10 protein-coding genes are annotated in these 12418 nt (G+C 69.9%); 9 read left to right on the forward strand and 1 reads right to left on the reverse strand.

Annotated elements, in window-relative coordinates:
* The first annotated feature begins 66 nt into the window (after positions 1–66).
* A complete protein-coding gene (locus LXE91_RS36560; RefSeq protein WP_046197077.1) occupies positions 67–1113 on the forward strand; it encodes an HlyD family secretion protein in 1047 nt (348 codons plus the stop codon).
* On the forward strand, positions 1110–2558 hold the full coding sequence (locus tag LXE91_RS36565; RefSeq protein ID WP_039362679.1) for an efflux transporter outer membrane subunit: 1449 nt from the start codon (positions 1110–1112) through the stop codon (positions 2556–2558). Before LXE91_RS36560 ends, LXE91_RS36565 begins: the two co-directional genes overlap by 4 nt.
* A 25-nt stretch (positions 2559–2583) precedes the next feature.
* Here LXE91_RS36565 and LXE91_RS36570 read toward each other — a convergent pair whose 3' ends face one another.
* Positions 2584–3855, reverse strand: coding sequence for an NAD(P)/FAD-dependent oxidoreductase (locus tag LXE91_RS36570; protein WP_039362677.1), 1272 nt, complete (start codon positions 3853–3855; stop codon positions 2584–2586).
* Between the two features lie 226 nt (positions 3856–4081).
* Here LXE91_RS36570 and LXE91_RS36575 point away from each other — a divergent pair, with 226 nt between their 5' ends.
* The 7 genes from LXE91_RS36575 (at position 4082) to LXE91_RS36605 (ending at position 12355) form a co-directional block, all read left to right on the forward strand.
* Positions 4082–4354, forward strand: a complete 273-nt coding sequence (locus LXE91_RS36575) for a UBP-type zinc finger domain-containing protein (RefSeq protein WP_039362765.1) — start codon at positions 4082–4084, stop codon at positions 4352–4354.
* A gap of 337 nt (positions 4355–4691) precedes the next feature.
* On the forward strand, positions 4692–5978 hold the full coding sequence (locus LXE91_RS36580; RefSeq protein WP_039362676.1) for a c-type cytochrome: 1287 nt from the start codon (positions 4692–4694) through the stop codon (positions 5976–5978).
* Positions 5975–6475, forward strand: a complete 501-nt coding sequence (locus tag LXE91_RS36585) for a (2Fe-2S)-binding protein (protein ID WP_039362674.1) — start codon at positions 5975–5977, stop codon at positions 6473–6475. The genes LXE91_RS36580 and LXE91_RS36585 overlap by 4 nt, the downstream gene beginning before the upstream one ends.
* Positions 6475–8736: a xanthine dehydrogenase family protein molybdopterin-binding subunit gene (locus LXE91_RS36590; protein WP_039362673.1), complete on the forward strand. Its 2262-nt coding sequence runs from the start codon at positions 6475–6477 to the stop codon at positions 8734–8736. The genes LXE91_RS36585 and LXE91_RS36590 overlap by 1 nt, the downstream gene beginning before the upstream one ends.
* Before the next feature lie 104 nt (positions 8737–8840).
* Positions 8841–9758 (forward strand): LysR family transcriptional regulator, encoded by a 918-nt coding sequence (locus LXE91_RS36595; RefSeq protein WP_039362672.1) that lies wholly within the window; start codon positions 8841–8843, stop codon positions 9756–9758.
* Between the two features lie 177 nt (positions 9759–9935).
* On the forward strand, positions 9936–11153 hold the full coding sequence (locus LXE91_RS36600; protein WP_039362671.1) for an MFS transporter: 1218 nt from the start codon (positions 9936–9938) through the stop codon (positions 11151–11153).
* An 89-nt stretch (positions 11154–11242) separates the two neighbouring features.
* Complete coding sequence (locus LXE91_RS36605; RefSeq protein WP_039362670.1) at positions 11243–12355, forward strand: alkene reductase; 1113 nt, start codon at positions 11243–11245, stop codon at positions 12353–12355.
* The last annotated feature ends 63 nt before the right edge of the window (positions 12356–12418 follow it).

Here is a 12418-nt window from a genome sequence, read left to right on the forward strand (position 1 = left end):
CTGTCAAGCTGGCGCAAGCATAACGCGATGCGTCGAACCGTGCCCGTACGATGGAGTTTGCCGACCATGACCTCACCTTCCGCCGATACGCCGATCGCTTCGGCGGCGCCGCCAGCCGCGCCCGCTCGCTCGCACCGGCCGGCCATCGTCGCGATCGCCGCGATCGCGCTGCTGCTCGTCGCATTGCTCGTGTACGAGTTCGACGCACGCGATCGCGGCACCGACGACGCGTACGTGACGGGCCACCTGCACGTGATCTCGCCGCGCGTGGCCGGCACGGTCGAACGTGTGCTCGTCGACGACAACCAGTTCGTGCATGCCGGCGCCCCGCTCGTGCAGATCGACCGGCGCGACTTCGACGTGCGGGTCGCGGCGCAGCGCGCACGCGTCGCCCAGGCGCATGCCGATGCGAGCCGCGCACACGCGCTGATCGAGCAGGCGGACGCGGCGCTCGTGTCGGCGCACGCCGATGCCGACAAGGCCGAACTCGATTACGCGCGTGCACGCGAACTGACCCGCGAGACGCCGCGCGGCTTGTCGAAGCAGGAGTTCGACGCGGCCGATGCCGCACGCAAATCCGCGCGTGCACGCGTCGCGGCGGCCGATGCGCAACGGCGCAGCGCCATCGCGGCCGCCGAGGCCGCCGACGCCACGGCGAGCCAGAACGACGCCGAGTTGCGCGACGCGCTGCTGCAGCTCGGCTACACGGCGGTCGTCGCGCCGTCGGACGGCTACGTCGGCAAGAAGACCGTCGAGACCGGCGAACATGTCGCGCCGGGCCAGGCGCTGCTCACGCTGGTCGAGCCGCATCCGTGGATCGTCGCCAATTTCCGCGAGACGCAGCTGCGGCACGTGCGCGCCGGCGACGCCGTGCAACTGCGCTTCGATGCGCTGCCGCAGCGCACGTTCACCGGCCGCATCGACAGCCTGGCGCCCGCGACCGGCGCGCAGTTCGCGCTGCTGCCGCCCGACAACGCGACCGGCAATTTCACGAAGGTCACGCAGCGCGTGCCCGTGAAGATCCTGCTCGACGGCCCGGCTGCGACGGAGCCGCGCATCCGGCCCGGGCTGTCGGTCGTCGTCACGCTGCAGGGCGGCGGCGAATCGCGATGAAGCACGCATGCTTCCTGCTCGCCGCGAGCCTGCTGGCCGCGTGCTCGATCGCGCCGCAGCCGCTCGCGCCCGTGCCGGTCGGGCACGACGGGTTCCGCCATGCCGATCCTTCGACCGGTCCGTCAACCGATACGCGCACGCCGTCGCTCGCTGCGTGGCCGGACGGGTTCGGCGACCCGCAACTCGGCCGCCTCGTCGACGCCGCGCTCTCGCACAACCTCGATATCCGCGCGGCGGCCGCGCGCGTCGACCAGGCGCAGGCACTGCTCGGCGTGCGCGATGCCGCGCTGGCGCCGACCGTGCGCGTCGATCCGTCATTCAGCCGCACGCGCGTCTCCGGCACGGTCGACAACGCGCTGCCGAAGCGCACGATGCACAACTGGTCGGTTCCCGTCGCCGCGAGCTACGAAGTCGATCTATGGGGCCGCTTGCGCGGCGATGCCGACATCGGCGAACAGAACGTGCTGCAGGCGGCGGCCGACCGCGATGCGGTGCGTCTGCGAGTGGCGACCGAAGTGGCCGTCGACTATCTGACGCTGCGCTACGTCGACGACGATCTCGTGACGCTCACGCGCGCGATCGGGCTGCGGCGCACCGCGCTCGACGTGATCGCCGCCCGCGTGCGGGCCGGCGCGGCGAGCGATCTCGACGGGCTGCGCGCGTCGGCCGATCTCGATACCGCGCATGCCGATCTCGCGGAGAGCCGCCGGCTGCGCGAGAACCTCGTCGACGCCATCGCGGTGCTGACCGGCGTGTCGCCGACCGCATTCGACGTCGTCGCGAGCCCCGTGCCCGTGCAGGTGCCGGATGTGCCGCCCGGGCTGCCATCGGCTCTGCTCGCCCAACGCCCGGACGTATTCGCGGCGGCGCGACGCGCCGATGCGGCGTCGCTCGAGCTGGGCATCGCGCGCACCGCATGGCTGCCGACGCTGACGCTGACCGCCGACGGCGGTTTCGCCACCCGCGACCTGCGGTCGTTTCTCGACCGCAACAGCTCGCTGTGGAGTCTCGGCGCGAACGTCGCGCTGACGCTGTTCGACGGCGGCAAGCGCGATGCCGAGGTGGCTGCCGCGCGTGCCGGCATGGACGCAGCCGACGCGAACTATCGCGCGATCGCGATCGGTGCGTTGCGCGACGTGCAGGATGCGCTCAACGACATCGCCGCGCAAAAGGAGCGGATCGTGCGCTACGACGACGCGGCGCGCGCGACGGATGCCGCGGCCCGGCTGTCATTGAGCCGTTATGCGCATGGGTACGTCAGCTATCTGGAAGTGATCGACGCCGATCGCGATGCGCTGAATGCGCGACGCCAGCTGATTCACAGCCGGCAGGCGCTGGCCGTCGCGACGGTGAGCCTCGTGCGCGCATTGGGCGGCGGGTGGACGCCGCCGGCGCGCGCCGGCCGGGACGGATTGCGCGACGCGACGCAAGCGGACGCGCGATGAATCCATCGATCGGCCCGCACCTGCGTCACGCGCTCGCGAGCCGATGCGCGTCCTCGCCGAGAAACCGGTGCACGAAGGTCACCGCCATCGCGCCTTCGCCGACCGCCGACGCGACGCGCTTGACCGATCCCGATCGCACGTCGCCGGCCGCGAACGATCCCGGCACGCTGGTTTCCAGGTGGTACGGCCGGCGTTCGAGCGGCCATACGCGCTCGAACGCCGGACAGTCGTACAGGTCGCCGCCGGTGACGAGATAACCGTCCGGATTGCGGATGATGTCGGTGTCCTTCGCCCAATCGGTATTCGGCGCGCCGCCGATGCACACGAACAGGCGCGTGGCCGGCAGCCGTTCGCGCGTGCCGTCCGCCGAGCGAAGCTCGATCGCGTCTAGCCAGCCGTCGCCGTGCAGCGCGGCGACGCTCGACCGGTAGCGGACCTCGATGTTCGGCGTGCGCTCGATCCGGTCGATCAGGTAGCGCGACAGCGTGTCCGCGAGCGACGCACCGCGCACGAGCATCGTCACCTGGCGCGCATGCCGCGAGAAATTCATCGCGGCCTGGCCGGCCGAATTGCCGCCACCGACGATGAATACCTGCTCGCCCGCGCACATCGGCGCTTCGCTCGACCCCGCGCCGTAAAACAGCCCCGCATTCAGAAACGCCGGCTCCTCCGGCAGCCCGAGGCTGCGATATTCGATGCCGGTCGCGCAGATGTTCGTGCGCGCGACCAGGATCGACCCGTCGGCGAGCTCGACGCGGATCTTGCCGTCGACGAACGTCGCATGCACGCCCTCGCGCATCGTCAGCAGCTCGACGCCGAACTTCACCGCCTGCTCGCGCGCGCGTTCCGCGAGTTCCGCGCCCGGAATGCCGTCGGGGAAGCCCATGTAGTTCTCGATCAGCGAACTCGTGCCGGCCTGCCCGCCTATCGCGCCGCGCTCGATCACGACCGCGCGCAACCCTTCGGACGCCGCGTAGACCGCCGCCGACAGCCCGGCCGGCCCCGCGCCGTAGATCGACACGTCGTATTCGACGAAGCGCGGGCGCGCGACCCAGCCGAGCCGCGCGGCAATCTCGGCCAGGGTCGGCTGGTACAGGCGCGAGCCGTCCGGAAAGATCACGACCGGCAGCCGGATGTCGCGCAGCGGCGCGATGCCGAGCACCTGTGCGCAGTCGGCGTCGGAGGTCAGCTCGCACCAGTCGTACGCAATCATGCGCCGCTGCAGGAAATCGCGGATCGCGTACGCGTCCCTGCTACGCGGCAGACCGACGATCCGCACGTGTTGCGGTTGATCCATGAGCGCCTCCCGATGATGTCGATGTCGGATGCGGTTCGGCCGGTGCCGCGGCGTGGCCGAACGCATTCGCGACTGTACGCCGCCGCCGCGCGCCGCGCGTGCCGCTTCATGACAATTAAGGTCCGGTCGCGACGCGACGCTGCACAATGCCGCGTACCCCTCCCGCTTGCGGCCGCATGCCGGCCGTGCCGCGAGCGTCGCTCCCGCGCCGGCATCGGAGCGCAAGATGGCCAACGCCTGTACGCATCTCGACGAAGCACGCGTGTTCGACACCGACAAGGACTACTGTGAGGAATGCATCAGATCGGGCAGCGGCTGGGTGCATTTGCGGATGTGCCTGATCTGCGGGCACGTCGGTTGCTGCGACTCGTCGCCGAATCGCCACGCGAGCCGACATTTCCGTGACACCGGCCATCGGCTCGTCCGCTCGATCGAGCCCGGCGAGCGCTGGATCTGGTGCTACGCGGACGAAGTCGTCGCCGGCGAGATCCCGTCTTGACGCAGCGCGCGGGGCCGCCGCGACACGGCGCGCCCGTCATCCGCGCCGCGCGCCGCACCCGGTCGATCCGGGGCCGGACACCGTTCAGAACGTTTCAGCGCCGCTTCAGGCCATGATCGCGGCCGCTGCGTAGACTGCCGTTCATGAGCTGCCGCGCAGGACGACGCTTGCGCTCGTTATCGACTGCTGGAGTGACAAAAATGATCCCCGTCGCCAATCACCACCGCGCCGCAAGACGGTCGCGGCCGCACCGGACGGCCACGCACGGCCGATACGCATCGTCCGGTGTTACCGCGCATCGCATGACCTGCGCCGCACCGCTTCGCCTGGAGCGCGCATGAAGCACAAACGATTCTGGATCGGCGCGGCCGGCATCGCGATCGCGGGCGTCGCGGTCGCGATCGGCATCATGGTGCGGCCGTCGATCGCGCCGATCGATCCGCCCGCCCCTGCTTCGTTCGATCCGCAGCTGGTGCGCGCCGGCGCGCGCGTCGTCGCACTCGGCGACTGCGTCGTGTGCCATACCGCGAAGGACGGCAAGCCGTTCGCCGGCGGCCTGCCGCTCGCGACGCCGTTCGGCACGATCTATGCGACCAACATCACGCCGGACCCGGAAACCGGCATCGGCCGCTGGTCGCGCGACGCATTCGCCCGCGCGCTGCGCACCGGCATCGGGCGCAACGGCCAGCCGCTGTACCCGGCGTTTCCGTACATTCATTTCACGAAGATGTCGGACGACGACATCGCCGCCGCGTATGCGTACCTGATGACACGCACACCGGTTCGCGCGACGACGCCGGCCAACGACCTGGTGTTTCCGCTGAACTTCCGGCCGCTGGTCGCGTTCTGGAACGTGCTGTTCCTGCGCGAAGGCGCGTATCAACCCGACCCCGCGCAGTCCGCGCAATGGAACCGCGGCAGGATGCTCGTGGACGGGCTCGGCCACTGCGCGTCGTGCCATTCGCCGCTGAACGCGATCGGCGGCGAGCAGCGCGGCCGTGCGTTCGACGGCGGCATCGTCGACGGCTGGGAAGCGCCGCCGCTCAATACGCTCGGCCAGGCCGCGCGGCCGTGGACGCAGGCGCAGCTGGTCACGTACCTGCGCACCGGCCGCGCGAGCGAGCACGGCGCGGCGGCGGGGCCGATGCTGCCGGTCACGCGCGATCTCGCGACGGTGCCGGCGGAAGACGTCGAAGCAATCGCCGCGTACATCCTGTCGATCCAGAAGCCGGCGAACGGGCATGCGGCCACGGCCGCCGCACCTGCCGAACGTGCCGCGACGACGCCGGCCGCGCAGCGCGGCGCGGTGCTGTTCCAGGCATCGTGCGCGCAGTGCCACGGGCCGGCCGCGCCGATGCAGTCGATCGGCGAGCGGCCGACGCTCGCGTTCAGCACGGCGGTGAACGCCGATACGCCGCGCAATGCGATCCAGATGATGTTCAACGGCATCGGCTGGCACGGCGATGACACATTGAACTACATGCCGTCGTTCATCGACCAGTACGACGACGCGCAGATCGCCGATCTCGCCGCGTACGTGCGCGCGACCTACACCGATCGCCCCGCATGGTCCGGCGCCGACGCGATGGCCGCGAAGCTCAGAAAAGAGGACACAGCCCGATGATTACCCTCACCGTCAACGGCGTGCGGCACACGCTGGACATCGATCCGTCCACGCCGCTGCTGTACGCGCTGCGCAACGACCTGCACCTGCACGGCGCGAAGTTCGGCTGCGGCCTCGGCCAATGCGGCGCCTGCACGGTGATCGTCGACGGCAAGCCGACGTTCTCGTGCCTGATGCCGGTGGCCGCGGTCGGTGCGCGCAGCGTGCGCACCATCGAGAGCCTCGGCACCGCCGAGCATCCGGGCCCGCTGCAGCGCGCGTTCGTCGAGCATCAGGCCGCGCAGTGCGGCTACTGCATCGCGGGGATGATCATGCGCGCGCAGGCACTGCTCGAGCGCAACCCGAAGCCGACCGAACAGGAACTGCGTACGCACATGGAGCCGAACCTGTGCCGCTGCGGCACGCACATGCGGATCCTCGCGGCCGTGCGCTCGGTCGCCGGGCTGCCCCCCCCCGAACCGGCTTCCGCTCCCGTCACGATCAGCAAGGGGCTGTAATGAATTCCCACGACGATATCGACGAAGGCCGCCGGCACTTCATCGTCTCCGGCGCGCTGTTCGTCGCGTTCACGCTCGCGCCGGCCGCGCGCGCGGCCGCACAGCTCGTGATCGCGGACGAAGGGGCCGCCGTGCACGTGGCAAAAACCACCCAGACGCTCGCCGGCAGCCTGAAGACTAATCCCTTGCTCGACGCGTGGATCAAGATCGCGCCGGACGGCAAGGTCACCGTATTTACCGGCAAGGTCGAGCTCGGCACCGGCGTGCGCACCGCACTGCTGCAGGTGGCCGCCGAGGAACTCGACATGACGCCGTCGCTGATCACGTTCCTGACGGCCGACACCGGCGCATCGCCCGACGAGGGGTTGACTGCCGGCAGCCACACGATGGCCGACAGCGGTTCCGCGCTGCTGAACGCGGCCGCGCAAGTGCGTGCGCTGCTGGTGGAAGGCGCGGCGAAGCGCTTCGGCGTCGACGCGCGCACGCTGACGACCGCCGACGCCGTGATCAAGGCGCCCGACGGCCGCACGATGACCTACGGCGACGCGATCCGCACCGTCGACCTGCATCGCAACGCCGCGCCCACGTCGCCGCTGAAGAGCCCGGCGACGTTCACGGTGATCGGCACGTCGCTGCCGCGCGTCGACATCCCGAACAAGGTAACGGGCGGCGTCAGCTACGTGCAGGACATGCAGTTGCCCGGCATGCTGCACGCACGCGTCGTGATGCCGCCGGTGTACGAAGCGAAGCTGCTGTCGTTCGATGAAGCGGCGATCCTGAAGCTGCCGGGCGTCGTGCGGATCGTGCGCAACGGCAGCATGCTCGCGGTGGTCGCGCAGGGCGAATGGCAGGCGGTGGTCGCGCAGCGCGCGCTTGCCGCCGCGTGCCGGTGGTCGCCCGGGCGCACGCTGCCCGATCGCGCCACCGTGCATGCCGACCTGAAGCGGATCTCGACGCAGCGCATCGAGATCGCGAACACGCACACGGCCACCGCGCCGGCCGCGAAGACGCTCAACGCGACGTTCCTGAAGAACTACCTGCTGCACGGCTCGATCGGGCCGTCGTGTGCGGTCGCACACCTAGAGAACGGGACGATGACGGTGTGGACCCATTCGCAAGGCGTCTACCCGCTGCGCGACGCGCTGGCCGAGATGCTGTCGATGCCGAAGGCGATCGTGCGCTGCATTCATACCGAAGGGTCCGGCTGCTACGGACACAACGGGGCCGACGACGCAGCCGCGCACGCGGCGCTGATCGCCGCCGCGATGCCCGGCAAGCCGATTCGCGTGCAGTGGATGCGCGAGCAGGAACACACGTGGGATCACTTCACGCCGGCGATGGTGACCGAGGTCAGCGCATCGCTCGACGCGAACGGCCATATCGTCGACTGGAACTATGCGTTGTGGAGCAGTTCGCACAACGAGCGGATCGTCAATGCCGGCCGGCTGCTGCCGGCGCGGATGCTCGAGCCGCCGTTCGTGCCCGCGCCGTCGACACCGATGCTGCAGCCCGAAGGCGGCGGCGACCGCAACGCGATTCCGCTGTATGCGCTGCCGAACCAGCATATCGTCAACAACTTCTCGCCGACGATGCCGCTGCAGACGTCCGCGATGCGCTCGCTCGGCGCACACACCAACGTGTGGGCGATCGAAAGCTTCATGGACGAGCTCGCGCACGCGGCCGGCGTCGATCCGGTCGAATTCCGGCTGCGTCACATGGAAGACCATCGCGCGCGGCAGGTGATCCAGCTCGCCGCGAAGCACTTCGGCTGGCCGCGGCCGCCGCGCGCGCGCAACCGCGGCGTCGGCTTCGCATTCGGCAAGTACAAGAACCTGATGGCGTACGTCGCGCTCGCGGTCGAGGTGTCGGTCGTGCCGGAAACCGGCCAGGTGACGCTCGAGCACGCGGAAGCCGCCGTCGACGCGGGGCAGGTCGTGTCGCCGGACGGGATCCGCAACCAGATCGAGGGCGGCATCCTGCAGGCCGCGAGCTGGACGCTCTACGAGGCGCTGAAGTACGACACCGAACGGATTCGCAGCTTCGACTGGAGCAGCTACCCGATCCTGCGCTTCTCGGCCGCACCGCAGAGCGTGAAGGTCCATCTGGTCAATCGCCCGGGCGCGCCGTTCCTCGGCGCGGCCGAGGCGTCGATGGGGCCGACCGCCGGTGCGCTCGCCAACGCGATCTTCGATGCGACCGGCCAGCGCATGCGCGAAATGCCGTTCGCCGGCGACGCGCTGAGAAAGCGCATCGACGCCTAGCGGTTCGATCACACCCGCCACGCGACACGCTATATCCGATACCCGACAAGACGGCGCCGGCACGCACCGGCGCCGCATGCAGACAGGCTGGAGAACTTCCGACGATGGATACCTTGCTTTCGATGCGCGTGTTCACGCGCATCGTCGAAACCGGCAGCTTCACGCGCGCCTCCGACACGACCGGCCTCACGACGCCGCGCGTGTCCGCGCTGCTCAGCGCGCTCGAGCAGCACCTGGGCTGCCGGCTGCTGAACCGCACGACGCGCCGCATCTCGCTGACCGAGGACGGCCAGGCGTACTACGAACGTTCCGTCGCGGTGCTGCGCGAAATCGACGACATGGAAGCGTCGGTCTCGCAGGCGCGCAACGTGCCGCGCGGCCGGCTGAAGGTGAACCTGCCGCCGGCGATGGCCAAGCAGGTCGTGGTGCCCGCGCTGCCCGCATTCCTCGACGCCCACCCCGGCATCATGATCGAACTCGGCGTGACCGACCGGCAGATCGATCTCGTCGGCGAAGGCGTCGACTGCGTGGTGCGCATCGGCGCGCTCGACGACTCGGGGATGATTGCGCGCCGCATCGGCAGCCTGACCACCTGCACGTGCGCGTCGCCCGCGTACCTGGCACGGTTCGGCGAGCCGGAGACGGTCGACGACCTCGCGCAGCACGTGGCGGTCAGCCACATCTCGGCCGATACCGGGCGCCCCCGCGTGTGGGACTACGTCGTCGACGGCGAGCCGCGCGTCGTGCAGATGTGCGGCACGGTCGCCGTCAACGATGCGGACAACTACATCGAGTGCGGCGTCGCGGGCATCGGCCTGATCAAGACGTCGCTGTACCTCGTCGAGCCTTATCTGAAATCGGGACGGCTGCGCGAGGTGCTGACGGATTTCAACGCGCCGGCCCGGCCGATCTCGGTGCTGTATCCGCCCAATCGCCACGTGCCCGTCAAGCTCAAGGTGTTCGTCGACTGGCTCGCGGGCCTGTTCGAGCAGATTCCGACGCTGCAGGGCAAGCGCGGCTGACCGGGCGCGGCACCTTTGCGTGCCGCGCAACGCTCGATTGCGCGGCGGCCCGGTTCCGGTTTTATCGACCGGCCAATAGTATGGGCGGCAACGCGGTGCACCGTATCGCGCGCCCGGCGAACGCCATGCAGGCGCGGCGACACGGTGACCCACCTCTCTCTTCCCAAGGAGCCCACCATGTCAGCAGATTCAACGCCGCACGCGCAGCCTGCGCACGGCACCCAACTCACGCAGGGGTTGATCCTGCTGTTCGCATTCAGCTGCGGCGCGATCGTCGCGAACCTGTACTACGCGCAGCCGATCACGGAACTCATCGCGCCGGGCCTGCACATGTCCGGCGGCACGGCGAGCCTGATCGTGTCGTTGACGCAGATCGGCTATGCACTCGGCCTGTTCTTCATCGTGCCGCTCGGCGACCTGCTCGAGAACCGCAAGCTGATGATCGTGACGGCCGTCGTGTCGATTGCAAGCCTCGCCGCGGCGGCGTTCGTGCGCACACCCGGGCTCTTTCTCGCGATTTCGCTGCTGATCGGCTTCAGCTCGGTGGCCGTGCAGATCCTCGTGCCGCTCGCCGCGCATCTCGCGCCGGATCATTCGCGCGGCCGCGTGGTCGGCACGATCATGAGCGGGCTGCTGCTCGGCATCCTGCTGGCCCGCCCGCTGTCGAGCGTCGTGGCCGACGCGTTCGGCTGGCGTTTCGTGTTCGCGGCGGCTGCCGTGCTGATGACGCTCGTCACGGCCGTGCTCGCGCTGACGATTCCGCAGCGCCAACCCGACCATCGCGCGACCTATTTCGAGCTGATCGGCTCGCTGCTGCAGCTGGTTCGCACGATGCCCGTCCTGCGCCATCGCGCGTTCTACCAGGGCCTGATGTTCGCGTCGTTCAGCCTGTTCTGGACCGCCGTGCCGGTCGAGCTGACGCGTCACTACGGACTGTCGCAGTCGGCCATCGGCCTGTTCGCGCTGGTCGGGGCGATCGGCGCGACGTCGGCACCGGTGGCCGGGCGCCTCGCGGACGCCGGCCACACGGTGCGCGCGACGCTGATCGCGCTGGTCGCCGGCACGCTGTCGTACGCGATCGGGTTCGTGCACGGCACCGGCCTGTACGGGCTCGTCGTGACCGGCATCGTGCTCGACTTCGCGGTGCAGATGAACATGGTGCTCGGCCAGCGCGAGATCTACGCGCTGCACGCGGCAAGCCGCAACCGGCTGAACGCGCTGTACATGACGAGCATCTTCGTCGGCGGCGCCGTGGGCTCCGCGCTCGCAAGCCCGCTCTACGAGCATGGCGGGTGGACGCTCGTCGCGGCGGTGGCCGGTGCGTTCCCGATCGTCGCGCTCGCGCACTACCTGCTCGTCGGCCGGCCGCACGCGCAACGTCACGCACTCGGCTGAATCCCGCCGCCGCCCCCTTCAAACTTCAAACCGATTCGTTCGCGGGGCGCGTTGCCGCCCCGCTCCACGCCGAAGAAAAGGAGTCCATCATGTCTTCCCTGCTCAGTGCCTATGATCTGCGCGGCCTCGCGCTGCCGAACCGCGTCGTGATGGGGCCGATGACGCGCTCGCGCGCGCCGTCGCGCGGGCTGCCCACCGAACTGATGGCCGAGTACTACGCGCAGCGCGCGTCGGCCGGCCTGATCGTGACCGAGGCGACCAACGTCAGCCGCGCGTCCGCCGCATTCGAGCTGACACCGGGGCTCGTCGACGATGCGCAAGCCGCCGGCTGGAAGGTCGTCACCGATGCCGTGCATGCGCGCGGCGGGCGCATTTTCGCGCAACTGTGGCACGGCGGGCGCGTCAGCTCGCTGACGCTGCTCGGCGGCGCCGCGCCGCTGTCGCCGTCCGGCGTGAACGACGACCTCGAACAGCTGCAGGTATGGGCACAGTTGCAGAACGGCTACTACACGAAGATTCACGCGACGCCGTCGCGCGCAATGACGACCGACGAAGTCGTCGCGGCCGTCGATGAATTCCGGCAAGCGGCCACGCGCGCGATGGCCGCCGGCTTCGACGGCGTCGAGATCCATGCGGCCAACGGCTACCTGCCGCACCAGTTCCTGTCGTCGACGCTGAACCGCCGCGACGATCGCTACGGCGGCTCGCTCGCGAACCGCGCGCGCTTTCTTGCGGAAATCATCGACGCGGTCGGCGGCGTGATGCCGCTCGGCCGCGTCGGCGTGCGGATCTCGCCGTACGCGAAGTACAACAACGTGCGCGATGCCGATCCGGATGCGACGCTCGCGTACGTCGGCCGGATGCTCGACGACGCGGGTGTCGCCTATCTGCACGCGGCCGACACCAACGGCTGGAGCGGCGAGCCCGATCTGCCGCGCATCGTCGAGCACGCGCGCCGGTCGTTCGGCGGCACGCTGATCGTCAACGGCGGCATTTCACCGGACGCGGCAAACGCGTTGATCGACGCGCGCGACGCCGATCTCGTCGCGTTCGCACGCGCCTATATCGCGAACCCCGATCTCGTCGAACGCCTCGCGGCACGCGCCCCGCTCGCGGAACCGAAAACCGTCGGCTGGTACGGCGGCGACCGCGCGGGATACGTCGACTATGCGCGGCACGACGCGGCCGGATCGCCCGCGTAGCCGGCGGTTGCGCCGCGCACGGCACGGGGCGTCGCGCACCCCGTCGCGATACCTCGGCCTGCG

Origin of the sequence: Burkholderia contaminans, assembly GCF_029633825.1 — a bacterium.
Classification (GTDB): Bacteria; Pseudomonadota; Gammaproteobacteria; order Burkholderiales; family Burkholderiaceae; genus Burkholderia; species Burkholderia contaminans.